Consider the following 26,204-nt stretch of genomic DNA (forward strand, 5'->3'; position numbering starts at 1 on the left):
TCCAGCCGCCCCGATGTCGCGAGATACGCCTCGGGACGGTGTGCGTCAGCTGGCCTGCGCCTGGAACACATGCGCGAAGCGGTCGCGCAGTTCCTTTTTCTGGACCTTGCCCATGGTATTGCGCGGCAACTCGTCCAGCACGGCGACGTGCCGGGGACGCTTGAACCCGGCAAGATTGGCGCGGGTCGCGGCCTCGATGCCGTCGAGGTCGAGCGTGCCGCCCGGTTCCGCCACCAGAACCGCCACGACACTCTCGCCGAAATCGGGATGCGGTGCGCCGATGACTGCGCTTTCCAGGACGCCGGGCTGCTCGTCGAGGAACAGTTCGATCTCCTTGGGATAGATGTTGTAGCCGCCGGAAATGATCAGGTCCTTGCCGCGCCCGACGATGGTGACATAGCCGTCCGCGTCGATCATCGACAAATCGCCCGTGATGAAGAAGCCGTCTTCGCGCAACTCTTCCTTCGTCTTCTCGGGCATCTGCCAATAGCCCTTGAAGACGTTCGGTCCGCGCACCTCCAGCACACCGATCTCGCCCGTCGGCAGCTCGGCCCCGGTTTCGGGATCGCAGACCTTCACCTCGACGCCCGGAAGCGGGAAGCCGACCGTGCCCGCCCGGCGGTCGCCGTCATAGGGGTTCGACGTGTTCATCGAGGTTTCGGTCATGCCGTAGCGCTCCAGAATGCGGTGCCCGGTGCGCTCGGCGAAGCGTTCATGGGTCTCGGCCAGAAGCGGGGCTGAACCGGAAATGAACAGGCGCATATGGGCCGCAAGATCCCGGGTGAAGCGCGCATCGTCCAGAAGCCGGGTGTAGAAGGTCGGCACGCCCATCATGGTCGTCGCCTCGGGCAGCCGCGCCAGTACCGTGTCCACGTCGAATTTCGGCAGGAAGATCATCGAGCCGCCCGCCAGAAGCGAGACGTTGGTGGCGACGAACAGGCCATGGCTATGGAAGATCGGCAGCGCATGCAAAAGCACGTCCTCGGCGGTGAAGCGCCACGCCTCGACCAGCGCCTCGGCGTTGGACAGAAGGTTGCGGTGGGTCAGCATCGCGCCCTTCGACCGCCCCGTTGTTCCCGAGGTGTAGAGAAGCGCCGCGAGATCGTCTTCACCCCGCTCGGCCACTGCGGCCGTTGTTGCTTGATCCGCACGAAGATCTTTCAGCGAGCCGCTGCCATCGCCCGCCAGAGTGTACAGAAGGCAGCCGTTGTCCTTCGCGATGCCCTCGACCTCGGCCACTTCGCCCGGATCGCAGACGAAGAGCGCGGCCCCGCTGTCGCCGACGAAATATTCCAGCTCGGCCGGGGTATAGGCCGTGTTCAATGGCAAGAAGACCGCGCCGCGCTGGACGCACCCGGCATAAAGCGCCAGCGCCTCGGGTGATTTCTGGATATGGACCGCCACGCGGTCGCCCGGGGTCACGCCAAGGCTGTCCAGCGCGTTTGCATATTGCGCCGCCATGCCGAGGAAATCCGCGTAACCGATCGCGCCCCCATCGGGCAGGTGAAGAAAGGGCGTCTGCTGCCCGGCATGCGGTGCGAAAAGGGCGTCAAAAAGCGGGTTGGTCATGGGTCCTCTTCCTGCAAGCAGAGTGGTCGGCGCGGGCCGGGATCAGGCGCCCGGCTCGGCCTCTTGTTCCTGAAGCTTCATGTAGCGCGAGAAGCCTTCGGTGATATGCACGATGGCAGCCCGGCGCGCGGCCTCGGGCTTGCCGTTATCGACAGCGGCGGCGATGTCGAGGTGTTCGGCCAGCGACTTTTCCATGTTCGTGGGCAGAGACAGGCCCTTGCGGCGAAACAGGTGCATTTCCTTGACGAGATTATCGTAAATGAGTTTCGCCTTGGGGTTTTGCGCGCCGGCCAGAAGCAAGTCGTGAAACTCGATGTTCAGTTCGTAGTAACGCGGCACATCCTCCTCCGCGATGGCCGCTTTCATCTGCTCGATATTGGCCTGAAGCGCGCCCGGCAAGTCGGGCTCGAGGCCTTCGTTCACCCGCCGCGCCGCCGCCGCGCAGGCCATCGCGAACACCGCGCCGCGCAGATCGTAGAGGTTGCGCACCTCGGCCAGCGTGGTCTCGTGCACGAAGGCGCCGCGGTTGGCGATCAGGTCGATCAGGCCACTATCGGCAAGCGAGCGGATCGCCTCGCGGACCGTGCCGCGGCTGACCCCCATCGCGTTCGACAGCGCCAGTTCGTTCATCTTTTCCCCGGCGGCCAACTCGCCATCGACGATCATGCGCTCGATTTCCGCCCGCACTTCGGTGGCCAGCGTCGCCCGCCGCGCCCCGATCGGTTTCATGTTCATGTCCATCGCCCTTGTCTTGCTGCGGCCAACGGCATTTTGTCAACAATTAACATTTTTATTGTCATCTGCCGACGTTTACCATACACCAGTACGCAACCGAACGACCATGGGGGAGGAACATGGCCCAGCCCGCAAATCAGACCTCGGCCGCCGCGCATGATGCCGCACCCGTGGCCAGCACCGCGCTGCAAGGCCTGCGTGTTCTCGACCTGACGCGCGTGCGCTCGGGACCGACCTGCGTGCGCCAATTGGCGGACTGGGGCGCCGACGTGATCAAGATCGAGGCGCCCGTCGACACCGCGCAGTTCGGCGGGCCACGCTCGGGGCCGGATTTCCAGAACCTGCACCGCAACAAGCGCAGCCTGACCCTGGACCTGAAGACCGAGAAGGGCCTCGAGGCGTTCAAGCGGTTGGCCGACAGCGCCGATATCGTTGTCGAGAATTTCCGCCCCGGCGTGAAGAAACGCCTCGGCATCGACTACGACACGCTCTCGCAGACCAACCCGGGGTTGATCTATGCCTCGATCTCGGGCTTCGGGCAGGATGGCCCCCTGGCTGACCGCCCCGGCTTCGACCAGATCGCGCAGGGCATGGGCGGGCTCATGTCGATCACGGGCGAGCCCGGTCGGGGACCGATGCGCGTGGGCATCCCGATTGCGGATCTCTGCGCAGGCCTATTCGCGGCGCAGGGCATCCTGATCGCGCTGTTCGAGCGGCAGAAATCCGGCAAGGGGCAGTGGATCCAGACCTCTCTGTTGCAGGCGCAAGTCTTCATGCTGGATTTCCAGGCCGCGCGCTGGCTCATGAACGGCGAAGTGGCCGGACAGGCCGGCAACAACCACCCGACCACGATCCCGACCGGCGTGTTTCCCACCTCGGACGGGTTCATGAATATCGCCGTCGCGGGCGAAGTCATCTGGCAACGCTTCGCCAAGGCGCTCGGGCGTGAAGACTGGATCGAGGATGCCCGCTACGGGACCGCGCCGGACCGTTCGAAAAACCGCGAGGCGCTCAACGCCGAGATTGCCGGGATCACGGCCACCCAGCCCACCGCGCACTGGATCGATATGCTGATCGAGGCCGGTGTGCCGGCGGGAGAGATCAACGACATCTCGCAGGTATTCGAGACGCCGCAGGTACGCCACCTCGGCCTTGCCCAGCCCGTGACCAGCCAGGAACGCGGCGACACCGAGCTTGTGGGCCAGCCAATCATCATGAGCCGAACGCCCAGCCAGATCGCCGCGCCGCCGCCGATGGCCGGACAGCACAGTGCCGACATCCTGTCCGAGATCGGCTATTCCGAAGCCGAAATCGCAGAGATGAAAGCCGCGGGCGCCACCTGACCCATCCGACAGAAAGACGGACCAGCCATGACCGACAAGATCCTGACCGAGCAGTCGGGCGAAATCGCCCGGATCATCTTCAACCAGCCCGAAAAGCGGAACGCCGTCTCGCTTGAGATGTGGGAAGCCGTGGAAGAGGCGATGACGCGCTTCGCCGCCGACCCGTCCGTGCGCATCCTGATCCTGTCGGGCGCAGGCGGAAAGGCCTTCGTCTCGGGTGCCGACATCTCGAAATTCGAGACCGAGCGCGCCAGCGCCGAGGCCGTGGCCCATTACAACGCCACCACCAAGCGCGTCTATGACATGGTCGAGGCCTTTCCCAAGCCCACCATCGCCCAGATCGACGGCTATTGCATCGGCGGCGGCGTGGCCCTGTCGCTGTGTTGCGACCTGCGGATCTGTGGCGAAAGCTCTCAATTCGCCGTGCCCGCGGCCAAGCTGGGGCTGGGCTACGGGTTCGAAGGCATCAACCGGCTGGTCAACGTGGTCGGCCCCTCCTTCGCCAAGGAAATCTTCTTTACCGCGCGGCGTTTCACATCCGACGAGGCGAAGGTGATGGGGTTGGTCAATCGCGTCGTCCCCGACGACCAGGTCGGGCAGACAGCGCAGGAAACGGCCGAAATGATCGCAGGCAACGCTCCGATGACGGTCGAGTCGGTGAAATACATCGTCAGCCAGGTGGTGGCCCCAGAAAGCCAGCGCGACCTCGATAAATGCGCGGCGCGGGTGAAGGCCTGCTTCGACAGCAAGGATTACATCGAGGGTCGGCGCGCCTTCCTCGAGAAACGCAAACCGAATTTCGTGGGCGCCTGATGGCCGGTGACAGCCCCAGTCGCATAGACGAAGCCGCCGCCCGCGCCCATGTCGATGCGGCGCTGGCCGGTCACGCGCAGGATTTCGAAACCTTCTTCTTCGCCCGGTTTCTGGGTCTGAGCTTCGATTACCTGCCGCACGATGCACCGGATACCGAAAAGGACTGCTGCCGCCTGACCTTCGAGGTAACGGACATGGTGAAGAACCCGCAAGGGTCGCTTCATGGCGGGGCGATGGCGTCGGCCATGGACATTTCCATGGGACATCTGGTCAACAAGGTGGCGGGTCCCGGCGCGACGATCGAGATGAAGGTGCAGTTCATGCGCCCCGTCACAGAGGGCACCGTGACGGTCGAGGGGCGGTTCACCCGCCGCGGCCGCACGATGTCGTTCATGGAAAGCCGGTTGACGGGACCGGATGGCAAATTGGCGGCCCTTGCCACGGCAACGTGGAAGATGCCACCGTCCTGAAGAGGCACGAGACAGACAATGACCTTCTTTTCCCCCGAGTTGATGACAGCGGTGCGGGACCGCTTCGCCCTTGTCGAGGAGTGCCCCTTCGAGGGCAAACGCGTGTTCTTCGAGAACGCGGGCGGCGCGCTGACGCTGAATACCGTGGTCGAAACCTCGGCCAAAATGGCCGCGATCCCCGACAACCAGGGCCGCGACAACCCGGCCGCCCATGCGCTGGTCGCCATGATCGACAAGGCCAAGGACGATATGCGGGTGCTGTTCAACGCACCCGAGGGACAGTTCTTCGTCGGCGAAAGCGGCACGGAACTGTTGTTCCGCCTGATCCGTACGGCGGTGATGGGGACGCCCGACGGCATCGTGCTGGGCTCGACCGTGGAACACCCCGCGACCCGCAGCGCCTGCGCCAAATGGGCCGAGGCCGCTGGCAAGACACATGTCCTGATCGCCCATGACGACGACACGGGCGCGGTGTCCGCCGAAGCCTACGCGGCGGCGGTGACACCGGATACGCAGGTGGCGACCATCCTGCACACCTCGCCGGTGACGGGGATGGGCATGGACGTGGCCGCCATCGCCAAGGCGATCCGCGCCGTCGCGCCCGAGGCCTTCATCATCGTCGATGGCATCCAGCACGCGGCCCATGGCCGGCTGGACATCGCCAGCTACGGCATCGACGGCTATGTCGTGTCGCCCTACAAGGTCTTTTCGCGCCACGGCTATGGCGTGGCCTGGGCCTCGGACCGTCTGTCGGCCCTGCCGCATGACCACCTGCTGAACGCGCCGGGCGAGCCCTGGGAACTGGGCACGCGGGACACCGGCGCCTACGTGACCTTCTCGGACGTGGTCGATTACTTCGACTGGCTGGGCGGGCAGGTGTCCCACGCGACCGACCGGCGCGACCGCATCGTTGCCGCCGGGGCCGCGATCCACGCGCATGAGGCCGCTCTGACCGACGCGATGATCCACGGCACCGGCAATCTCAAGGGGTTGGCCGACATGCCCGAGGTCACGATCATCGGCGGCGTGGACAACCCGCGCCGCGAGGGGCTGGTCTCGATCTCGGTCAAGGGCATGGATGCGCCCGACGTGGTGACCAAGCTGCGCGAGCGGGGCATCCGCACGCACACGCGCAAGGCCGACCATTACTCGGGCAACATCCTCGACCCGCTTGGCCTGCCCGGTGCGATCCGCGTGTCGATGTGCCACTACAACACCGAGGCCGAGGTGGCGCAGTTCCTGCAAGCCATGCGCGAGATCGTGGAAGAGACGGACTAACCCTCGGCCATCGCGCGCAAACCGGATAATATCTCGGGAGAGAGGCCCAGGCCCCTCTCCCGTGCCGTTTTCAGGGATTGGACCGCCCGGGCGCCGGGCAAACGAACGGGCCGAGCTGGATCGACCGGGGCGGAGTTGGTGAGATCCCCTGACGCACGGTTCATGCGCGCCGACAGCGTCTCGGGCGGCATAAGCCGGGCAGCATCGATCACGAGGACCAATTGGCCAAGGTCCTGCTCCCTGCCCGGCTCCCGCGCGCTGTTCGTGACCGCCCCCAGCATCGTTGCCCCCGATAGCCCGGCTGACAAAAGGTCGAGGCAGAGCGCGAGGTTCGCGCCTTTCGCCCCGCCGATGGCCTGCATCAAGCCGTCCATCGCCGCCGTTGGGTCGGTTGTCGGGCGCCCCAAGATATCCGTCGCCCAGGTTTCGGGGATCGCCCGCCCGCCCCGCGCCGCCGCACGCACCTTGGACCGGGCCGCAACGGACAAGGCGATGTCGAGAAGAACCGGCACCCCGCCCGGATTGGGAACGCCGATGCCCAAGGGGTTGTTGCCGATCCTGGCCTCTCGTCCACCGGGCGGTGCGATCATGGGGGCGGTGTTGGTGGTGATGAGCGCGGCAAAGCCCGCCTCGGTTGCGCGCCAGAGATAGGGCACCAGCGCGCCGAGATGGTTGCCCCCACGCACGAAGGCCGCGCCGAGGCCCGTGTCGCGTGCAGCCTCCATCGCCGCGTCGAGCGCCGCGCGGGCGATCGCCGGGCCCAGTCCGTTCCGGCCGTCGACATGGCGCAGCGCTGGTGCCGGTGCAGTCACCACGGGGCGCGCCGTTGGGTCGATGCCGCCCGCTGCGATACGGTCACGATAGACAGCGACGCGCGACAGGCCGTGTGTGGCGATCCCCATCATCTCGGCCAGCACCAGCGCATCGGCGGCGGCCTCGGCGGCCTCCGGGTCAACGCCCGCAATGCAAAAGGCGCGGGCCGCCAAAGCCCGCGCCTCTGTTTCGCTTATCGTCACCCGCGTCAGCCTCCGGCCTTTTCAGCCTGCCCCGCGGATTTGCCGAAGCGATTGAGCAGCGGCAGGAAGACCACCAGCGCGATGGTGATGGCGATGATCCAGAGCGAGGCGGCGCGTTCGACGAAGATCATGAAAGACCCGCGCGAGATGGTCAGCGTCTGGCGCAACGCCTCTTCCGCCAAGGGCCCGAGCACCAGCGCCAGGACAAGGGCCGCCGGAGAGAACCCGTAAAGCCGCATGAAGAACCCGATGATCCCGGCGGCAAACATCAGGTAAGTTTCGACGAAGGAGGCGTGGACGCTGAACGTGCCCAGCGTACAGATCACCACGACCGTGGGTCCGAGCACCCGGTAGGGCACCTTGATCAGCTGGACGAACAGCGGGATGGCGAAGATCGAGATCGCCAGCAGCGCCATGTTGCCCAGGTACATCGAGGCGATCAGGCCCCAGGCAAGCTCTGGATTTTGCTCCATGAAAAGCGGGCCGGGGCGCAGCCCCCACAACAGGAAGGCTGCCAGCAGAACGGCGGTCGAGGCCGAGCCGGGGATGCCCAGTGTCAGCAGCGGGATCATCGCCCCCGAGGATGCCGCATTGTTCGCCGTTTCAGGCGCGACAAGTCCCGCCATCTCGCCCTTGCCGAAGTTCTCGGAGTTCTTCGAGATCGAGCGTTCGGTCGAATAGGCCATGAGCGACGCGATCGTCGCGCCAGCCCCCGGAATGACACCCACCACGAAACCGAGGACGGAATGGCGCGCCATGGTCATGCGGGTCGAGATCCAGTCCTGCGCCGTGGGCCAGAACCGCTCTTCGTTTTCGTACTGGATGATCCCGCCCGAGCCGGTCTTGTGCAGGCCCTTGTAGAAGGCGAAGAACAATTCGCCGAGGCCGAACAGACCGATGGCGATGGGAATGAAATAGATGCCGCCGATCAGTTCCGCCGAGCCGAAGGTGTAGCGCCCCTGCCCGGTTTCGAGGTCGACCCCGACCGTGCCCAGCGCGAAACCGATCAGCGCCGAGACCAGGCCAAGTTTCCATTCCTTCCCGATCATCACGACAAGCGTCAGCATCCCCATGATGGCCAGAAGGAAATATTCCGGCGGCCCAAAGCTGCGCGAGACCTGGGCGAACATCGGGGCGAGGATGGTGATGAGGATCACGCCCACGGTGCCGCCCACGAAGGACGCGACCGCCTGCATCACCAGCGCGGGACCGGCCCGGCCCTTCTTGGCCAAGGGGAATCCGTCGAAGGTCGAGGCGACGGTGGCGCTTTCCCCCGGCGTATTCAACAGGATCGAGGTGATCGTGCCGCCGTACATCGCCCCGTAGTAGATCGCCGCCAGCATCATGATGGCCGAGATCGGGTCCATGCCGAAGGTCACGGGCAGCAGGATGGCCAGGCCGGCCGAGGGGCCGAAGCCCGGGATCACACCCACGATCATTCCCACCATCGCACCGGCGAGCAGGTAAAGCATGTTGATCGGGGTGATGGCGACCGAAAGGCCCATCAGGAGATCGCCGAAGATATCCATGAGGTCGTCCTTTGTCCCCGACGGGCGGGGTCTGGGGTTGCGTCAGAAAGGAAGGTCGATAAGGGCGGGCGGCATGTTCGCGTTGAGCAGCCGATCGAAGAGCAGGTAGACGCCGCCCGGTATGGCGACGGTCAAAACCGCGTTCTGCACGTAGCGGCCCCGGTTCAGCACGCTGAGCGCCACCCCGAGGTAGATCACCGTGGCGATGAACCCGCCGAACAGTCTCAGCAGCACGGCATAGCCGATGGCCAGCGCCATCAGGGTCACCACATCCGCCCATTTCTGCGCCGGGCTGGTATCGGCCTCGCGCTTCATCAGCGCATCGACGGTGACCCAGATCATCAGCAGAACCATCCCGACACCCACGATCCGCGGGAAGAACCCCGGCCCCAGCCGCCCCCGGCGGGTCAGGAAATCGAGATCGACGAAGGCAATGTAGCTGTAGAAGACAGCCCCTGCGAGCACGACGAGCAGGAAGGCGATACGCATGGAAACCAGTCCCCGGGATGTGCGATGGAAGGGGCTGGCCGGACCATCTGTCCGGCCAGCCCGACTATTCGGACGGGCGCTGGCTCAGTCGATGGCGCCGACCGACCGCAGCACTTCCTCGAAACCGTTCTTGGTGTTCTCGAGGAAGGTACGGAAGTCCTCGCCGTAGATCACCGTCGGCGTCAGCGTGTTGCTTGCGATGTACTCGTCCCATTCCGGGGTCTCGACGACCTGCTGCATGGTGTTGATCCACCATTCCTGCGCCTCGGCAGGGGCGTCGGGCGCAAGGATCAGGCCGCGCGGCATGGACACGCCGATGTCATAGCCAAGCTCGGCCATGGTCGGCACGCCTTCGAGGGCCGCGGGCGTGTTCTGGCCCGAGAAGACCAGCGGACGCAGTTCGCCCGACTCGATCAGGCCGAGGATCTCGCCCGGGTTGCCGACCATCGCGTCCAGCGCATCCGACAAGAGCGCGGTGGTCTGTTCGGACATCGAGTTGAAGGACACGTAGTCGAACTCGAACCCGGCGCGCTGCGCGAAGAGCGTCGGTACGATGAAGTCCACGTTCACGGTGCCGGTGCCGCCGATGTTCATCGGACGCTCCTGCGCCGCGGCGATGAATTCCTCGACCGTTTCGATCTCGGACGAGCCGTTCACGACCAGCACGAGGTCATCGGTGGCCAGCAACGCCACCGGCGTGAAGTCTTCGGGTTGCCACGGCGTATCCGCCTGGAGCGGGGTGGTCACGAAGCTGCCCGAGGTGGTCGAGATGCCGTAGGGGTTACCCGACTGCGCATAGAGATAGCCCCATCCAACGGCCCCCGAGCCGCCAGCGCGGTTCTCGGCCGAGATGTCGCCCGGGTAGAGGTCGTAGGTGTTCAGGATCTCGATGATGGTGCGGGCCATGATGTCGTTGCCGCCGCCCGGACCGAAGGCGATGGTCCAGTCGAGCGTTTCGTCCGGCGACGGGTATTCCTGGGCGATTGCCGGGGCCGCGAAGGCTGCGGGCACGGCGAAGGCTGCTGCAATGGCGGTTGCCCGCACCCAGCCGCTTTGGCTTTCATTGGTGGTGGTCATCTTGTCCTCCCTCTTGGTTTGCATGTGGCGCCCCCTCCCAAGGGGCCATCTGCCACAGGTGATGGAACGCTCGACGTGCCCTCCCGACACGGCTGTTCAAAGCGTCTCCAGAAGTCTCCTCTTGCCGTTCGTGTGGTGCTGGGCCCCTTCCGCCCGCGCCGCGTCCGCATCGCCACGCTCGATGGCCGCCACGATGCGCTTGTGTTCGGTGTTCGACAGGGCCAGCGACTCGGCGCCAGACAGAACGCGCAAGCGCATCAGCCGCACTTCCTTCCCCAGCGACGAGTAGAGCGCCACGGCCCGCCCCGCGCCTGAAATGGTGGCGATGTAGTCATGAAATTCGAGGTTCAGCCCGAAATAGGCCTGCTCATCGCCGCATGCGGCGGCCTCATCCATGCGGGCGATGAATGTCGCAAGCTCGGCCTTGGCGTCCGCATCGGCATGTTTTGCCGCCAAACCACAGAGATAACCGGCGATCATGGCGCGCAGGTCGTAAAGCTCGGCCGCCTCCTCCAGCGACAGGTCGCGCACGAAAACGCCCTTGTTCGCAACGGTGCGAACCAGCCCCTCGCGCTCAAGCGACCGGGCAGCTTCGCGCACCGGGCTGCGGCTGACCCCAAGCTGATCCGCAAGGCTGGCCTCGTTCAGGCGCTCACCACTGCGGATCTCCCCGTTCAGGATCATGCGCTCCAACTCGTCACGCACCTCAGTCACGAGGGACCGCTGCCGCAAACGCTGGACCGAAGCCCGAATATCCGTGCGCATTTCCATGATGTCATCACGCAACATGGATTGTAGATTGTCAACATTATTCTGCTGATTGACAATCCGAGAGCCGCGCTGAACATTTGCAGCGCATGGCAACGCGTTGGCACCGAAACGCCGCGAAACATACAACGCGCTGATTGATTTGAACAAATGGACGGAGGGAAAGATGACGGATTTGCCACTCAGGGGGAAAACGGCCTTCGTCTCCGGCTCCGGACAGAATATCGGGCGGGCTATCGCGCTGCATCTTGCACGCGCGGGGAGCAATGTCGTGGTCAACGGATCGAGCGACGAGTCGGCGGCGGAAACGACCGCGGCGATGGTCAAGGACGCAGGCGCCGAGGCGCTGGTTGCGATGGGCGACATGGGCAATCCCGACGACATTTCCCGGATCGCCGAGGCCGCGTTGGCGCAGTTTGGAACCGTCGATATCCTCGTGAACAACGCGGCGCGCCGACCGCATAAACCGTTCCTGGAGATGACGACCCAGGATTGGCACGGCGTGATGGACGTCGCGTTGAGCGCCGTCTTTCACACCAGCCAGGCATTCCTGCCGGGCATGGTCGACAAGAGCTGGGGCCGGATCATCAACCTCGCTGGGATGAAGGCCATCAAGGGCTATTTCGAAGGGGCTCCGATCTCGGCCGCGAAACACGGGGTCTGGGGGCTCACCAAGGCGCTCTCGACCGAGTTCGCGTGCAAGGGGATCACGGCGAACGTCATCTCCCCCGGTCAGATCCGCAAGGAAACGGCGACCGAGGATGACCCCGCCCGCGCCGCCAGGATCCCGACGGGTTTCATGGGCCAGCCCGATGACATCGCCGCAATGGCCGCCTTCCTCGCCTCCCCGGCTGCGAAATTCGTCACCGGCCAGATGATTGCCGTGAACGGGGGCGAGACGACCTGAGCCGGCACATGAAAGTCGTGACCCCATGAGCTTCCCGGCCGACGCCTGGTTTCGCGCCCATCCTGTCCGGCGACAGGGATTGACCCTTGTGCTGGCCGGGATCGGCGCGGTGCTGTTCTGGGCCCTCGGCTTTCCCCTGCCCGTTCTCTTCGGCCCCCTTGCCGCCTGCCTCGTCGCATCGCTTGCCGGTGCGCCGCTCAAGGGTGTGCGCCCCCTCAGCCAGGGGATGCGCACGATCCTCGGGGTGGCGATCGGGGCATCGCTGACGCCGGCGGTCATCGGCTTGCTGCCCCAGATGGCGGCCTCGGTCGCGCTGGTGCCGCTCTATATCGTTGTGATCGCCCTCATCGGCGTCCCGTTCTTCCGCAAGGTCTACAAGTTCGACGCCCCGACGGCCTGGTACGCGGCGATGCCCGGCGGGTTGCAGGACATGGTGATGTTCGGACAGGAGGCCGGGGCCGACACCCGGGCGCTGGCATTGATCCACGCGACCCGGATGATGATTGTCGTCACCATCGCGCCGATTGTGCTGACGCAGGGGTTCGGCGTCTCGCTGGACAACCCGATCGGCCAGCCCGCGAGCGACATTCCCCTGCACGAGCTTGCGATCATGGCGCTGGCGGCCATCGGCGGTTGGGCACTGGCGGTTCGGATCGGCCTCTTCGGCGCACCGATGTTGGGGCCTTTGATCGTGGCCGGCATCCTGACGCTGACAGACGTGATTCACCATCGCCCACCCGCCGAGGCGATCCTTGCCGCGCAGTTCTTCATCGGGATCACGCTTGGCGCAGGCTATATAGGGGTCACCTGGCACGAGATCCGCCGCGACGTGGTGGCCGCCGTCTTCTTCGTCCTCATGCTGTCTGCCGTGACGCTTGGCTTCACGGAACTGGTTATCCTGACCGGGCTGGCCCCGCCCGTGGATGCGTTCCTTGCCTTCGCCCCGGCGGGACAGGCCGAGATGACGGTGCTGGCCATCGTGGTGGGCGCCGACCTTGGCTATGTCGTCGTCCACCACCTGACGCGGGTGTTTCTTGTCATCATGGGGGCGCCGGTGGCGGCGCACCTGTTCAAGATCGGCAAGGCGGGGCGCGATCCGAAGGATCAGTGATGGTGGTCGTGCGCCGCTTTGGCTGCCGCGGTCGCCACCACCTCGTCCAGCGGTCGCGTCACCTCGCCCGAGGCGAGATAGGCGCGCACGGCTTCGATCGGGTCGGCGCTCGCGGGAACCGCCACGCGAATGCCCCGTGCCCCGAGGCGCGTCACGAACCCCTCGCCACAACTGCCCACCAAGAGCGCGTGCATGGCATAGAGCGGATGGCTGTCATCGCGGCCCTTCCACTCGTGCAAGGACATCTCGCGCGGCAGGTCGAGACGATCGACCTCGACCGGGGCGGCCGGGTCGGTGGCATCGAACACGATCCAACGGCGCGTCTTGCCGGCATGGGGCGTGATGGTCCGGTAGTTCTGAGAAGCAACGGCGATCTTCAAATGACCCCCTCCCTCAAGCAGCCGGGGCGAGATCGGCAATCTCCTTGCACCACGCCTCCATGCGCGTCGTCGCGATTTCCATCGGCGCTTCGAGGAAAGAGATCACAAAGCGATTGCCCATGTCGCTGACCCCGATGGAGCGGGGGCGCACGGCCAGCATCACCGGATCGGGCAGCTTGTAACCAAAGCAGAAGACGAGGTTCTTGGCGGCGACGATCTCGGGGTGGATGTCTCCGCCAAAGGCGCTGGTGTGGGCGAAATGGTCGAAAATCGCGATCTCGGCCACGTTCGGTTCGGCGTCGATGCGCGCCTGAAGCGCGGCGATCACGTCATCGACCGACTGGCAGCTGGTCTCTTCCTTCGGAATCTCGAGGTGAAAAACCGGGTATTTCTGCTGAAGAAGCATCTGTTTCATGGGGACCTCTGGGGCGTGACCGCGAACGCGCGGGATGCGGCGCAGATTCCATGCGCGCGCGCCCCGGTCCATGACATAGGTCAATTATTGACAGTCGCGCCCATCGCGGCAGAAAGGGCCTCTGCCGCCCGCGTCACGGCCTTCGCCAATCGTGGAATGTCATCCGGCGTGACACGGCTGGATGGCCCCGAAACAGAGATGCCCGCCACCGCCTCGCCGTGAAGGTCGCGCACGGGCGCCGCGATGCAGCGCATGCCGTCGTTCTTTTCCTCGTCGTCAATGGCATAGCCACGGGTCCGGCTGACGGCCAGATCCGCGATCAACGCAGCCGGCTCGGTCAATGTCTTGTCGGTGAAGCGTTCGCGCGGATGCGCGGCGAGCATCCGGACCAACCGCTCCTCAGGCATCTGCGACAACAGCGCCTTACCGATCCCCGAGGCGTGCATCGGCGACAGCGTGCCCGGCGGAAAGAAGGCCCGGATCGAAGCCGTCGTCTCCACCTGGCTGACGAACAGCACGTTCGACTCGCGCGCAATGCCGAGATTGGCCGTTTCGCCCGTTGCCTCCATCAGGTCCCGCAACACCGGGCGCGCCCGTTCGACCAGCGAGGTTCGGCGCAGGAACCGCGCGCCGATCAGGAAGGCGCGCGGCCCGATCTGCCAAAGCTGGGCGGCGGCGTCGAATTCCACCAACCCGCGCCCTTCCAGCGTCACAAGGATGCGGTAGACGGTGGCGGGCGACTGCCCCAGATCCTGCGCCAATTCCGACAGGGTCGCGCCCGGTGTCTCGGACAGGTGTTCGAACACCTCCATCGCGCGGTCGAGCGATTTGATGGTGTTCTGGGCCGTCTTGTCATCCCAGGCCTTGGGCCGGCCACGGGCGCGGCGAGAGGCGGAATCGGGGTTGTGGTCGTCGCGCATCGGCACCTCGCAGGAAATAAATGAAAAATCTTTTCAACGGATGAAAAATTTAAGACATTGTTTTCATTTGCATTCATACACGCCTACCATTTCTGAAATGATTTTTCAAAAAAATTGTGCAGCGCGGGCCTGCGGCGTAGCCTGTTCGCGAGAGATGGGAAGGAGACGGCCATGAGCTTTCAGAATCCGGTGTTCATTCCGGGACCGACCAACATGCCCGAGGCGTTGCGCCGGGCCTGTGACATGCCGACGCTCGATCACCGGTCGAGCCTGTTCGCCGACATTCTTCAGCCCGCCCGTGCCGGTGTGCAGGAGATCATCCGGTCCGACAGTGCCGAGATCTTCATTTTCCCGGCCTCGGGGACCGGCGGCTGGGAAACCGCCATTACCAACACGCTCAATCCCGGCGACAAGGTGGTCGCGGCGCGCAACGGGATGTTCAGCCACCGCTGGATCGACATGTGTCAGCGCCACGGCCTGACGGTTGAAGTGATCGACGTGACATGGGGCGAAGGTCTGCCGGCCGATCGCTACGGCGAGATCCTCGCAGCCGACAAAGCCCACGAGATCAAGGCCGTTCTGGCCACCCACAACGAGACGGCGACCGGCGTCCTGTCCGACATCGCCGCCCTGCGCAAGGCGATGGATGCGGCCGGCCACCCTGCCCTTCTGTTCGTCGATGGCGTGTCCTCCATCGGCTCCATGCCGTTCGAGTTCGACAGTTGGGGCGTGGATGTGGCCGTCACCGGATCGCAGAAAGGGTTCATGCTGCCCGCGGGGCTTGCGATCACGGCCTTCTCGGACAAGGCGAAGAAAGCCGTCGAAACCGCGGGGCTGCCGCGCTGCTTCTTCGACGTGCGCGACATGGCCAAAACCTACGCGAATAACGGCTACCCCTATACGCCCGCCGTGGGCCTGCTGAACGGGCTGAAGCTGAGCTGCGAGATGCTGCTGAGCGAAGGGCTGGACAATGTCTTTGCCCGTCACGCCCGCATTGCCGATGGCGTCCGCGCCGCGGTCTCGGCCTGGGGGATGGAGCTTTGCGCCGCATCGCCCGACCTCTATTCCAACTCGGTCAGCGCGATCCGCACACCGGACGGGTTCGACTCGACCAAGATCGTCACCCATGCCTCCGAGGTCTACGGCGTCGCCTTCGGCGTCGGCCTTGGCGACGTGGCGGGCAAGGTGTTCCGCATTGGGCACCTGGGTTTGCTGACCGACGTGATGGCACTATCTGGCATCGCGACCGCCGAGATGTGCATGGTCGACCTTGGCCTGCCCGTCACGCTCGGGTCGGGCGTCGCCGCCGCGCAGGAGGTTTACCGCAGTACGGCGGGCGCGATGGCGCTGGCCGCCGAATAAGGGAGGCATTGATGAAAGACGTGGCCGATTCCCTGCCGACTTATGACGACGTGATCGCCGCGCATGAGCGGATCGCGCCCTATATCCACCGCACGCCGGTGCTGACCTCGACCTATTTCAACGAGCTGACCGGGGCCGAGCTGTTCTTCAAATGCGAGAACTTCCAGAAAGCCGGCGCTTTCAAGGTGCGCGGTGCCTGTAACGCGGTCTTCGGCCTGTCGGACGAACAGGCGGCGAAAGGCGTGGCGACCCATTCCTCAGGCAACCATGCCCTGTCTCTCAGCTATGCGGCCGGTCGGCGCGGGATCCCCTGCCACGTCGTCATGCCGCGGACGGCCCCGGACGCCAAGAAGGCCGCCGTGCGTGGCTACGGGGGCCAGATCACCGAATGCGAACCCTCGACCAGTTCGCGCGAGGCGGTCTTCGCCGAGGTGCACGAGCGCACCGGCGCGGATTTCGTCCACCCCTACAACGACCCGCGCGTGATCGCCGGTCAGGGCACCTGTTCGCGCGAGTTGATGGAGCAGGTCGACGGGCTCGACGCCGTGATCGCCCCGATCGGGGGCGGCGGCATGATCTCGGGCTGCTGCCTGACGCTGTCCAACATCGCGCCGAACGTGGAAATCTACGCCGCCGAGCCGGAGCAGGCCGACGACGCCTATCGCAGCTTCAAGGCGGGCCATATCATCGCCGACGATGCGCCGGTGACGGTGGCCGATGGCCTCAAGGTGCCGCTGAAGGAAAACACCTGGCATTTCGTGTCGCATCACGTGACCGACATCCTGACGGCCAGCGAGCAGGAAATCATCGACGCGATGAAGCTGACCTGGCAGCGCATGAAGATCGTGATGGAGCCAAGCTGCGCCGTGCCGCTGGCCACCATCCTCAAGAACCCCGAGGTGTTCCGCGGCAAGCGCGTGGGCGTGATCATCACCGGCGGCAACGTCGACCTCGACAAATTGCCCTGGATGAAGGGCTGAGCCGGGCGGTGCGCCACGGCGCATCCTACGGGAAACGACGAACAGGGAGAGACACGATGAAGGACATGAGCGATTTCGACGGGCTGGAAGTGGGCTATGACATTCCCGCAGTGCCCGGCATGAGCGAGGACGAGATCCAGACACCCTGTCTTGTGCTGGACCTCGATGCGCTGGAGCGCAACATCAAGAAGATGGGCGATTACGCCAGGGAACACGGCATGCGCCACCGCGTGCATGGCAAGATGCACAAGTCGGTGGACGTGGCGAAGCTGCAGGTCGAGATGGGCGGTGCCTGTGGCGTCTGCTGCCAGAAGGTCAGCGAAGCCGAGGTCTTCGCCCGTGGCGGGATCAAGGACGTGCTGGTCTCGAACCAGGTGCGCGACCCGCAGAAGATCGACCGCCTCGCCCGGATGCCCAAGCTGGGGGCTCGGGCGCTGTGCTGTGTCGACGATGTAGAGAACGTGGCCGATCTGTCGGCAGCCGCGCAGAAGCACGGAACCGAGATCGAGTGCCTGGTCGAGATCGACTGCGGCGCGGGCCGTTGCGGCGTGACGACCACCGAAGACGTGGTGAAGATCGCCAAGGCCATCGATGCAGCCCCCGGGCTGAAATTCGCGGGCATCCAGGCCTACCAGGGCGCGATGCAGCATCTCGACAGCTATGACGACCGCAAGGCCAAGATCGACGTGGCCGTGGCCATGGTGAAGGACGCGGTCGACGGGCTGAAAGCCGAGGGGCTGGAGTGCGACATCGTCGGCGGCGGCGGCACCGGCAGTTACTATTTCGAAAGCACCTCCGGCGTCTATAACGAGCTGCAATGCGGCTCCTACGCGTTCATGGATGCCGATTACGGCCGCATCCTCGACAAGGATGGCAATCGCATCGACCAGGGCGAATGGGAGAACGCGTTCTTCATCCTGACCCAGGTCATGAGCCATGCCAAGGCCGACAAGGCCATCGTCGATGCGGGCCTGAAGGCGCAATCGGTCGATAGCGGCCTGCCGGTGATCTACGGACGCGACGACGTGGAATACGTGAAATGCTCGGACGAGCATGGCGTGGTCATGGACCCGCAAGGCGTGCTTAAGGTTGGCGAAAAGCTGAAGCTGGTGCCCGGCCATTGCGACCCGACGGCCAATGTCCATGACTGGTACGTTGGCGTGCGGAACGGCGTGGTGGAAACCGTCTGGCCCGTCTCGGCCCGCGGAAAGGCCTACTGAGCGATTTCGCCGCCTGTCGGCGGCGACCCGTGCGAGGGGGCTTTGCCCCCTCGCGCTCCCCCAGAGTTTTTTGCCAAGATGAAGAGGTGAACAGGTAAGTTCGCCCGATACAGGAGCTTGACCCATGTGGATCGTCCCCGAGGCCGCGATAGCCGATCTGGTGTCGCGTGAAGCGAGTTTCGACGCGGTGGAAAAGGTATTCGCCGCGATGGCGGCGCGGGACGCCTACAACTTCCCCGTGGTCCGCGAAGCGATCGGACATGAGGACGCGCTTTACGGCTTCAAGGGCGGGTTCGACCGGGCCGGCGGGACGCTTGGCCTGAAGGCGGGGGGCTATTGGCCGCACAACCTCGAAAAGCGCGGGCTGATCAACCACCAGTCGACCGTGTTCCTGTTCGATCCCGACACCGGCAAGCCGGCGGCGATGGTCGGCGGCAACCTGTTGACGGCCCTGCGGACCGCGGCAGCTTCGGCCGTGTCGATCCGGCATCTCGCCCGGCCGGATGCCAAGGTGATCGGCATGATCGGCGCGGGGCACCAGTCGCATTTCCAGCTGCGAGCGGCGGCGGAGCAGATGCAGGCCGAGAAGGTCATCGCCTGGAACATGCATCCCGATATGCTCCCCAAGCTCGGCGAAACAGCGGCGGAGTTGGGGCTGCCGTTCGAAGCGGTCGATCTGGACGGCATGACGGAGGCGGATGTCATCATCACCATCACGTCCAGCTTTGCGCCGACCCTGATGGCCGACCATGTCGCGCCCGGCACCCATCTGGCCTGCATGGGGACCGACACGAAGGGCAAGCAGGAGGTCGAGGCCGCGCTTCTGGCCCGCGCGACGGTCTTCTGCGACGAGGTCGCGCAAAGCACCAGCATCGGCGAGGCGCAGCATGCCATCGCCGAGGGGTTGATCTCGGATAGCGACATCTCCGAGATCGGCGCCGTGATCAACGGCACGCATCCGGGGCGTCAATCGGCCGACGAGATCACGCTTTTCGACGGCACAGGAGTCGGGCTTCAGGACCTCGCCGTCGCCGCGGCGGTCGTCGAAACGGCGATCGAGAAAGGCGTCGCCATCGAGGTCGAGATGTAACACCGGGCCTCTGTCCGCCCCCCCCTCCATCTTTATCCCGGAAAATATGCCGGGGGAGGCGCCGCAAGGCGACGGGGGCAGAGCCCCCTCACCATGACTCTCGCGCGCGAAAGCGCGCGCGGGTCGACGCGCGACAGCGCGGCGAAAGCCCTCAGACCGACGCGATCTCGTAGGGCGCCTCGAACCAGTGCTCTTCAAGGTTCGCCCCTGTTCCGATCCGGTCAACCACGGCAAACAGCCCCGGCTCGGCAAGCGGCGTCAACACCCCGTGCCATGTTCCGCGCAACAGGTTGATCCCCTGTCCGGGTGCCGTTCGGAATGCCAACGGGTCGCCCGGCGCCCCACCCTCATCCGGCGCGACGATCACGAGAAACGGATCGAACGACATCGGCAGAAAGGCCTGGGACCCGAGGGGATGCCGTTCCACCATGGTCAACCGGTACGGCAATGCGCGCGCCTCGGATTTGAAGATGCTGATCCCGGCCTGGCCGTCCGAGAAATCCAGCCGCGCGCGGTCGTGGAACCGGCCGCAGAGCCCCTCGTTGATGATCTTGTCGGGCGCGCCCTCGGCCTCCAGCACGTCGCCGAACGGGGCGAAGGCCTCGGCCGTCAGCGGCTGGATCGCGATGCGTTTCATCCGAGCTTCTCCAACAGACGCAGTTCGGCGATCCGCTCGACCTGGCGGCAGGCCTCGGAAAACTCGGTCGCGGTGTCGTTGGCCAAGCGCCGCTCGAAGGCCGCAAGGATCCCCGCCTTGTCATGATCGCGCACGGCGATGATGAACGGAAATCCGTGCTTTTCGACATAGGCGCTGTTCAGCCGCGTGAAGGTCGCGCGTTCCTCGTCGGTCAGGGCATCTAGGCCCGCGCTGGCCTGTTCCGCCGTCGACTCGGCGGTCAGGCGCTTGGCGGCGGCGAGTTTCCCGGCGAGGTCGGGGTGGGCCCGCAGGACACCGAGGCGTTCATCCTCACCGGCGCGCCGGAAGATGCGCGTCAGGGCGGAATGCACGCCAAGCGCACTGTCATGGGTTGGGCCCAGTTCCAGTGCGTGGGCGCGCTCGGCAATCCAGGGGGAGTGCTCGTAGATTCCGCCGAAGGCCGCGACGAAATCCTCAAGGCTCATTTCGGAGGGGCGTTCGGCCACCGGCGCAGGGTGGGTCGCGGCCCAATGCTCGGCGATCTGCAAGCGTGTCGCGAACCAGACGCCGTCATGGGACGTCATGTAATCGATCGCGCGTTTCAGTGCAGCCGCCCGCCCGGGCCGCCCGACGAGGCGGCAATGCAGGCCGATCGACAGCATCTTGGGCGCGCCCGCCACGCCCTCGGCATAGAGGGTGTCGAAACTGTCTTTCAGATAGGCCTCGAACTGGTAGCCCGAGTTGAAGCCCTGCGGCGTGGCGAAGCGCATGTCATTGGCATCGAGCGTGTAGGGCACGATCAACTGGTCACGCCCGCCGGCCTTGACCCAGTAGGGCAGCTCATCGGCATAGCTGTCGGCGACATAGGCAAAGCCGCCCTCCTCGGCCGCGATCTCGACCGTGTGCATCGAACAGCGCCCGGTGTACCAGCCGCGCGGGCGCTCACCCACGACCTCGGTATGCAGCGCGATGGCCTCGTCCATATGCGCGCGCTCCTCGGCCTTGGAGTAATCCTTGTACTCGATCCACTTGAGGCCATGGCTCGCGATCTCCCAGCCCGCGCTTTTCATCGCGACAACCTGTTCCGGCGCGCGGGCCAGCGCGGTCGCCACGCCGTAGACGGTGACGGGCAGGTGCCCCAACATCCTATGCAACCGCCAGAACCCCGCGCGCGCGCCGTATTCGTAGATCGATTCCTTGTTCCAGTGGCGCTGCCCCGGCCAGGGCTCGGCGCTGACGATCTCGGACAGGAACGCCTCGGACGCCATGTCGCCATGCAGGATGTTGTTCTCGCCGCCTTCTTCGTAGTTCACCACGATCTGCACGGCGATTTTCGCGCCTCCCGGCCAGTTCGGGTCGGGGGCTGTCGGGCCGTAGCCGGTGAAATCTCGGGGGTAGCGGTTCATGCTCGGACCTCTTTGTCGGACGGCTTGGTCTAGCAAGCGCGGCGCCCCCGCGCCAAGCGGTTTGACGCCGCCCGCCGTTGCACCGAAAGTGGCGCCGAAAAAGGAGGCGCAGATGACCGGATTCCTGACAACCCATGTGCTCGATACGGCGCGCGGCTGCCCGGCCGAGGGGCTGAAGATCGCGCTTTACCGCGTCTCGGGCAATTTGCACCGCAAGATCGCGGAGACCGTGACCAATGCCGATGGCCGCACCGATGCGCCGATCCTGCCCGCCGAGAAGTTCGAGATCGGCAGCTACGAGCTGATCTTCTTCGCAGGCGACTACCTGCGGGCCAATGGTCTGGCCGCCGAAGAACCGCTATTCCTCGACCAGGTGCCGATCCGCTTCGGGATGAGCGACGCGGCGGCGCATTACCACGTGCCGTTGCTTCTGTCGCCCTACGGCTACTCGACCTATCGCGGGTCCTGATCGCGGCGGGCGGCGAAAAAGGCCTTGAGCAGGTGCGCGGCCTCGTCCTCGGCGATACCGGCATAGACCTCGGGCTTCCAATGGGCCTGCGGGTGGTCAAAGACGCGGGGGCCTTGCGCAACGCCGCCCGATTTCGGGTCTGCCGCGCCGTAATACAGCCGCCCGATCCGCGCCGCCGCGACGGCGCCGGCGCAGGCCGGGCATGGCTCCAACGTCACCCAGAGATCGCAATCGGTCAGCCGTTCCTGCCCCAGCGCCGCGCAGGCCGCCCGGATCGCCAGCATCTCGGCATGCGCGGTCGGGTCGCGCAATTCGCGCATCCGGTTTCCAGCCCGCGCGATCACTCGATCCCCGCGCGTCACCACGGCGCCCACGGGCACCTCCCCGCGGTCTGCGGCGGCGCGGGCCTCGGCCAGGGCCACGTCCATATGGCTGCGAAATACGCTCATATCCCCCTGTTGCCGCTTTCCACGACGCTGTCAAACCGCTAGGGGCAAGGCATGACTGACGGAGAACGCATCGCAAAACGCCTCAGCCGCGCGGGCATCGCCTCGCGCCGGGAAGCCGAGCGCATGATCGAAGCCGGCCGGGTCGCCGTGAATGGCAAACTGATCGACAGCCCGGCGCTGAACGTAACGGCGGCGGACCAGATCACCGTGGATGGAGAACCGGTCGGCGAACCCGACCGCCCGCGCCTGTGGCTTTACCACAAGCCCGCGGGGCTGGTGACGACCACCTCGGACGAGAAGGGCCGCGAGACGGTGTTCGACAAGCTGCCGGAGGGTATGCCACGGGTGATGAGCGTCGGGCGGCTCGACCTCAATTCCGAGGGGCTTTTGCTTCTGACCAATGACGGCGGCATCAAGCGCAAGCTGGAACTGCCCTCGACTGGCTGGCTGCGGAAGTACCGCGTGCGGATGAAGGGCACCCCGAAAGACACCGATTTCGAGCCACTACGCCGCGGGATCGAGGCCGATGGCGAGAAATTCCAGCCGATGCAGGTGAAACTCGACCGCCAGCAGGGTGCGAACGCCTGGGTCACCGTCGGCCTGCGCGAAGGCAAGAACCGCGAGATCCGGCGCGCTATGTCCGAGATCGGGTTCGATGTGAACCGCCTCTTGCGTGTCTCTTACGGGCCGTTCCGCCTTGGGGAGTTGAAACCGGGCGAGGTCGAAGAAGTGAAGCTGCGCGTCATGGCCGACCAGTTGGGCATGCCCGAATTGCTGGAAGGTCACGCGAAACCCGCACAGCCCAAGGGCAAAGCGGGTCCCAAGCCACGGCGCAAGGCACCGGCCAAACCGCGCCAAGGCAGCGGCGCTAGGCCGCCCCGTCGTCCTCGGTGATCGCGTAACGCTCGATCAGCTTGGCCTGCGTCATGAACATGACGAACAGGAACGCGGGAAGGCCGAAGGTTTCGAAGGTCACCCAGAACTCGGTCGATTGGGTCCGCCAGACAACCTCGTTCGCGATGGCCATAAGGGCAAAGGCTCCGGCGATGCGCTTGGTCAGGATCATCCAGCCTTCGTCCTTCATGGGCAACAGCTCTCCCATCAGGAACTTGAGCCAGGACTGGCCCCGCAACAGCCCCAGCCCCAGCACACCGGCGAAGAACCCATAGACCAAGGTCGTCTTCATCTTGAAGAAGCGCTCGTCGTTCAACCAAACGGTCAGGCCACCGAAAAACACCACCATCACGGCGGTGAACACCTGAATGCGGCTGATCTGGCCGGTCAGCTTCCACAGCACCGCGATCGAGGCCAGAAGGATCGGCACGAAAGCAGCGGTCGCGATGATGAACCCGTCATACTCGGTGCCGCCAACCGTGTAGGTGACATCCTGCATCCGCATGTAGGCGACGAAGAACAGGATCGGCGGCCCAAGCTCCAACGCGGATTTGAGCCATGGATTGATCGGCTTGGGGTCTTGGCCGGGTTTCATTCAGATCTCTTTCTAGCCACCAAACTCGACTATCACCGCGCCTGCCGCGATCAAAGCCATGAATCCCAGCCGAACCGGCCCCACCTTTTCCTTCAGAACCAGCCAGCCGATCAGCGCCGCGAACACGGTCGAGGTTTCGCGCAGCACGGCGGCCTCGCCCACCTGGTCCAGCCGCGTGGCCAACATGATAGAGCCGAAACTTGCAAAGGCGACAAAGCCGCCGATCACCCCGCGCAGGGCCAGCGGGCCAAGCGGCGGCGGGACCTCCATCCGGCGATAGAAGGCCGCCGCGATGAACGGGTAAAGCACCCCGTCGATGAAGAAGAACCACGCGAGAAAGGTGAACGGGTCCGCCGTGGCCCGAATGCCGTAGGCGTCGAAGGTGGTATAGAGCGCCACGAACAGCCCTGTCAGCACCGCGAACCACAAGGCGGGCACCAGCGTATCCCGCGCCACCGTCAGCCGCGCCATGTTGTAAAGCGCCAGCCCATAAAGCCCCGCCAAAAGGACGAGGACACCGGCCCACTGGATCAGGCTGAAGGTCTCGCCGAAGACCAGCCATGCCCCGATGATCGCGAACAGCGGCCCCGTCCCGCGCATGACCGGATAGACGACGGTGTAGGCCCCCCGCCGATAGGAGGCGAGCGTCGCCCATTTATAGAGCGCGTGGATGATGAAGACGCCGACAAAGATCGGCCACATATGCGGCTCGGGCCATGGCACCACGAACAGCGCAAAGGGTGCTGCCATCAAGCCATAGGCGGCGTCGATCGCGCCGCGGGCCAGCAACGGATCGTGCCGCCCCTTTTGCAGGGCGCCAAACACCGCGTGCAGCAGCGCCGCCGTCAGCGCGAGGATCATCGCCGCCGTGGCGCCCGCCTCGGTTCCCTCGATGGCATTGATCCAGTCGCTCAACCAAGCCTCCAGGCGCACTCAACACTGATCGAACATTTACTCACAGGGGTGTGGATCAACGCGTGGAACTGTCAATTCCCACGAGGGCGTCAGCGAAATCCTGCGGATCGAAGGGTTGCAGATCATCAATCTGCTCCCCCACACCGATGGCATGGATCGGCAGGCCGAAGCGGTCTGCCAAGGCCACCAGGACACCGCCCTTGGCCGTCCCGTCCAGCTTGGTCATCACAAGGCCGGTAACGTCCGCCATCTTGCCGAACAGGTCCACCTGGTTGAGCGCATTCTGCCCGGTGGTCGCATCCAGCACGAGAAGGGTGTTATGCGGCGCGTCCGGATCCTTCTTGCGGATGACGCGCACGATCTTGGCCAGTTCCTCCATCAGGTCGGCGCGGTTCTGCAACCGGCCCGCCGTGTCGATCATCAGCAGGTCCGCGCCCTCGGCCTCGGCCTTGACCATCGCATCATAGGAGAGCGCCGCCGGGTCCGACCCCTCCGGCGCGGTCAGCACGGGCACACCCGCGCGCTCGCCCCAGATCTGCAACTGCTCCACCGCCGCCGCGCGGAACGTATCGCCCGCCGCGATCACCACCGACTTGCCCGCCGCCCGGAACTGGCTGGCGAGCTTCCCGATCGTCGTGGTCTTGCCCGACCCGTTCACACCCACCACCAGCACGACTTGCGGTTTCTTCGGATAGATCGGCAAGGGGCGCGCGACGGGCTCCATCACCGCCGCGATCTCCTGCGCAAGAAGCGCCTTGATGTCCTCGGCGCTCATCAATTTGCCATAGCGACCCTCGGCCATGTTGGCGGTCACGCGCATGGCGGTCTCGACACCCATGTCGGCCGTGATCAGCAGTTCTTCCAACTGCTCCAGCATGTCATCGTCCAGCGCGCGCCGCGGCGCTGCGCTGCGGCCCATCAACCGCCCGAAGAGACCTGCCTTCTTCGCCGGCTGCGCCTCGGCGGCCTCCTCCACCGGCATGGCCTCGGGCCCGGCAATCTCCTCGGCCGGGGTCGGGACCGGTTCCGGTTCGGGTTCCGGCTCAGGGGTCGGCTCGGGGGTCGGCTCAGGCTCGCGCATATCGGGCGGAAGCAGGGGCTCAGGCTGCGCGTCATCTCCCGCCGCTGCCCCATCGCCCGGCGGCACCGCGCGGTCCGGGGCCGCAACCGAGGGCTCCACCCGTTCGGGCGCTGCATCCCCCGCCCCCAGCACCTCGTCCACGGCGGGCGCAGGCTCGGCCGCGTCCTCGACCGCGCCCTCCTCGATGATCGCATCCAACCCTTCGTCCAGCTTCGACGAAGATTTCGTCAAACGATCCTTCAGCTTGCGGAAGAACGACATAGGCACGGCCTCTCACTCATGGGTC

Annotated in this window: 28 protein-coding genes; 12 read left to right on the forward strand and 16 right to left on the reverse strand. The window is 65.3% G+C overall.

The window, feature by feature from the left end; translation table 11 throughout:
- Positions 1-45 precede the first annotated feature (45 nt).
- Positions 46-1,569, reverse strand: a complete 1,524-nt coding sequence (locus ABD923_RS07775; RefSeq protein ID WP_259550110.1) for a malonate--CoA ligase — start codon at positions 1,567-1,569, stop codon at positions 46-48.
- Positions 1,570-1,611: 42 nt separating this feature from the next.
- Positions 1,612-2,304, reverse strand: a complete 693-nt coding sequence (locus ABD923_RS07780; RefSeq protein ID WP_259550111.1) for a GntR family transcriptional regulator — start codon at positions 2,302-2,304, stop codon at positions 1,612-1,614.
- Positions 2,305-2,423: 119 nt separating this feature from the next.
- Here ABD923_RS07780 and ABD923_RS07785 point away from each other — a divergent pair, with 119 nt between their 5' ends.
- From ABD923_RS07785 to ABD923_RS07800, 4 genes are read left to right on the forward strand one after another with little or no spacing between them, the layout of a single operon-like run.
- On the forward strand, positions 2,424-3,647 hold the full coding sequence (locus ABD923_RS07785) for a CaiB/BaiF CoA transferase family protein (protein ID WP_259550112.1): 1,224 nt from the start codon (positions 2,424-2,426) through the stop codon (positions 3,645-3,647).
- Between the two features lie 27 nt (positions 3,648-3,674).
- Positions 3,675-4,460: an enoyl-CoA hydratase gene (locus tag ABD923_RS07790; RefSeq protein ID WP_259550113.1), complete on the forward strand. Its 786-nt coding sequence runs from the start codon at positions 3,675-3,677 to the stop codon at positions 4,458-4,460.
- A complete protein-coding gene (locus ABD923_RS07795; RefSeq protein ID WP_259550114.1) occupies positions 4,460-4,930 on the forward strand; it encodes a PaaI family thioesterase in 471 nt (156 codons plus the stop codon). Before ABD923_RS07790 ends, ABD923_RS07795 begins: the two co-directional genes overlap by 1 nt.
- Before the next feature lie 18 nt (positions 4,931-4,948).
- A complete protein-coding gene (locus ABD923_RS07800) occupies positions 4,949-6,208 on the forward strand; it encodes an aminotransferase class V-fold PLP-dependent enzyme (protein WP_259550115.1) in 1,260 nt (419 codons plus the stop codon).
- Here the strand turns inward: ABD923_RS07800 and ABD923_RS07805 are convergent.
- The 5 genes from ABD923_RS07805 to ABD923_RS07825 form a co-directional block, all read right to left on the reverse strand.
- Positions 6,205-7,224 carry an Ldh family oxidoreductase gene (locus ABD923_RS07805; protein ID WP_259550116.1) on the reverse strand — a complete coding sequence of 340 codons (1,020 nt, stop codon included), beginning with the start codon at positions 7,222-7,224 and terminating at the stop codon, positions 6,205-6,207. The two genes, ABD923_RS07800 and ABD923_RS07805, sit on opposite strands and share 4 nt — an antisense overlap.
- A gap of 5 nt (positions 7,225-7,229) precedes the next feature.
- On the reverse strand, positions 7,230-8,753 hold the full coding sequence (locus ABD923_RS07810) for a tripartite tricarboxylate transporter permease (protein WP_259550117.1): 1,524 nt from the start codon (positions 8,751-8,753) through the stop codon (positions 7,230-7,232).
- A 42-nt stretch (positions 8,754-8,795) separates the two neighbouring features.
- Positions 8,796-9,242, reverse strand: coding sequence for a tripartite tricarboxylate transporter TctB family protein (locus ABD923_RS07815; protein ID WP_259550118.1), 447 nt, complete (start codon positions 9,240-9,242; stop codon positions 8,796-8,798).
- A gap of 84 nt (positions 9,243-9,326) precedes the next feature.
- Positions 9,327-10,319 carry a Bug family tripartite tricarboxylate transporter substrate binding protein gene (locus ABD923_RS07820; protein ID WP_345229453.1) on the reverse strand — a complete coding sequence of 331 codons (993 nt, stop codon included), beginning with the start codon at positions 10,317-10,319 and terminating at the stop codon, positions 9,327-9,329.
- Between the two features lie 96 nt (positions 10,320-10,415).
- Positions 10,416-11,108 carry a GntR family transcriptional regulator gene (locus ABD923_RS07825; protein WP_259550120.1) on the reverse strand — a complete coding sequence of 231 codons (693 nt, stop codon included), beginning with the start codon at positions 11,106-11,108 and terminating at the stop codon, positions 10,416-10,418.
- Between the two features lie 145 nt (positions 11,109-11,253).
- On the opposite strand from ABD923_RS07825, the gene ABD923_RS07830 reads away from it, so the two are divergent.
- Positions 11,254-11,994, forward strand: a complete 741-nt coding sequence (locus ABD923_RS07830) for an SDR family NAD(P)-dependent oxidoreductase (RefSeq protein WP_259550121.1) — start codon at positions 11,254-11,256, stop codon at positions 11,992-11,994.
- Positions 11,995-12,019: 25 nt separating this feature from the next.
- Positions 12,020-13,105 carry an AbrB family transcriptional regulator gene (locus ABD923_RS07835; protein WP_259550122.1) on the forward strand — a complete coding sequence of 362 codons (1,086 nt, stop codon included), beginning with the start codon at positions 12,020-12,022 and terminating at the stop codon, positions 13,103-13,105.
- Here ABD923_RS07835 and ABD923_RS07840 read toward each other — a convergent pair.
- The 3 genes from ABD923_RS07840 to bhcR form a co-directional block, all read right to left on the reverse strand.
- Positions 13,099-13,485, reverse strand: a complete 387-nt coding sequence (locus ABD923_RS07840; RefSeq protein ID WP_259550123.1) for a NifB/NifX family molybdenum-iron cluster-binding protein — start codon at positions 13,483-13,485, stop codon at positions 13,099-13,101. The genes ABD923_RS07835 and ABD923_RS07840 overlap by 7 nt on opposite strands.
- Positions 13,486-13,498: 13 nt before the next feature.
- Entirely contained in the window at positions 13,499-13,900 is a 402-nt protein-coding gene (locus ABD923_RS07845) for a DUF6858 family protein (RefSeq protein WP_259550124.1), read from the reverse strand.
- Between the two features lie 80 nt (positions 13,901-13,980).
- Complete coding sequence (gene bhcR, locus ABD923_RS07850) at positions 13,981-14,820, reverse strand: HTH-type transcriptional regulator BhcR (RefSeq protein ID WP_259550125.1); 840 nt, start codon at positions 14,818-14,820, stop codon at positions 13,981-13,983.
- A gap of 171 nt (positions 14,821-14,991) precedes the next feature.
- On the opposite strand from bhcR, the gene bhcA reads away from it, so the two are divergent.
- The 4 genes from bhcA (at position 14,992) to bhcD (ending at position 19,472) form a co-directional block, all read left to right on the forward strand.
- Positions 14,992-16,182: an L-aspartate--glyoxylate aminotransferase BhcA gene (gene bhcA, locus ABD923_RS07855; protein WP_259550126.1), complete on the forward strand. Its 1,191-nt coding sequence runs from the start codon at positions 14,992-14,994 to the stop codon at positions 16,180-16,182.
- Positions 16,183-16,193: 11 nt separating this feature from the next.
- Positions 16,194-17,162, forward strand: a complete 969-nt coding sequence (bhcB, locus tag ABD923_RS07860) for a beta-hydroxyaspartate dehydratase BhcB (protein ID WP_259550129.1) — start codon at positions 16,194-16,196, stop codon at positions 17,160-17,162.
- Between the two features lie 56 nt (positions 17,163-17,218).
- Entirely contained in the window at positions 17,219-18,382 is a 1,164-nt protein-coding gene (bhcC, locus tag ABD923_RS07865) for a 3-hydroxy-D-aspartate aldolase BhcC (RefSeq protein ID WP_259550130.1), read from the forward strand.
- Between the two features lie 124 nt (positions 18,383-18,506).
- Positions 18,507-19,472, forward strand: coding sequence for an iminosuccinate reductase BhcD (gene bhcD, locus ABD923_RS07870; protein WP_259550131.1), 966 nt, complete (start codon positions 18,507-18,509; stop codon positions 19,470-19,472).
- 151 nt (positions 19,473-19,623) lie between these two features.
- On the opposite strand, the gene ABD923_RS07875 is transcribed toward bhcD, so the two are convergent.
- On the reverse strand, positions 19,624-20,109 hold the full coding sequence (locus ABD923_RS07875) for an ureidoglycolate lyase (protein ID WP_259550132.1): 486 nt from the start codon (positions 20,107-20,109) through the stop codon (positions 19,624-19,626).
- The gene (puuE, locus tag ABD923_RS07880) at positions 20,106-21,515 is read right to left on the reverse strand and encodes an allantoinase PuuE (protein ID WP_259550133.1); all 1,410 of its coding nucleotides are present in this window, start codon (positions 21,513-21,515) and stop codon (positions 20,106-20,108) included. The genes ABD923_RS07875 and puuE overlap by 4 nt, the downstream gene beginning before the upstream one ends.
- Positions 21,516-21,627: 112 nt before the next feature.
- Here puuE and uraH point away from each other — a divergent pair, with 112 nt between their 5' ends.
- The gene (gene uraH, locus ABD923_RS07885; RefSeq protein WP_259550134.1) at positions 21,628-21,984 is read left to right on the forward strand and encodes a hydroxyisourate hydrolase; all 357 of its coding nucleotides are present in this window, start codon (positions 21,628-21,630) and stop codon (positions 21,982-21,984) included.
- Here the strand turns inward: uraH and ABD923_RS07890 are convergent.
- Complete coding sequence (locus ABD923_RS07890) at positions 21,969-22,433, reverse strand: nucleoside deaminase (protein ID WP_259550135.1); 465 nt, start codon at positions 22,431-22,433, stop codon at positions 21,969-21,971. The genes uraH and ABD923_RS07890 overlap by 16 nt on opposite strands.
- A 51-nt stretch (positions 22,434-22,484) precedes the next feature.
- Here ABD923_RS07890 and ABD923_RS07895 point away from each other — a divergent pair, with 51 nt between their 5' ends.
- Complete coding sequence (locus ABD923_RS07895; protein WP_259550136.1) at positions 22,485-23,327, forward strand: pseudouridine synthase; 843 nt, start codon at positions 22,485-22,487, stop codon at positions 23,325-23,327.
- On the opposite strand, the gene ABD923_RS07900 is transcribed toward ABD923_RS07895, so the two are convergent.
- From ABD923_RS07900 to ftsY, 3 genes are read right to left on the reverse strand one after another with little or no spacing between them, the layout of a single operon-like run.
- Positions 23,302-23,922 (reverse strand): inner membrane-spanning protein YciB, encoded by a 621-nt coding sequence (locus tag ABD923_RS07900; RefSeq protein ID WP_259550137.1) that lies wholly within the window; start codon positions 23,920-23,922, stop codon positions 23,302-23,304. The two genes, ABD923_RS07895 and ABD923_RS07900, sit on opposite strands and share 26 nt — an antisense overlap.
- A 12-nt stretch (positions 23,923-23,934) precedes the next feature.
- Positions 23,935-24,837, reverse strand: a complete 903-nt coding sequence (locus tag ABD923_RS07905) for a DMT family transporter (RefSeq protein ID WP_259550138.1) — start codon at positions 24,835-24,837, stop codon at positions 23,935-23,937.
- Positions 24,838-24,892: 55 nt separating this feature from the next.
- On the reverse strand, positions 24,893-26,179 hold the full coding sequence (ftsY, locus tag ABD923_RS07910; RefSeq protein WP_259550552.1) for a signal recognition particle-docking protein FtsY: 1,287 nt from the start codon (positions 26,177-26,179) through the stop codon (positions 24,893-24,895).
- Between the last annotated feature and the right edge of the window lie 25 nt (positions 26,180-26,204).

The sequence above is a fragment of the [Roseibacterium] beibuensis genome, from assembly GCF_039542305.1.
In the GTDB taxonomy this organism is placed as follows: Bacteria; Pseudomonadota; Alphaproteobacteria; order Rhodobacterales; family Rhodobacteraceae; genus Roseibacterium; species Roseibacterium beibuensis.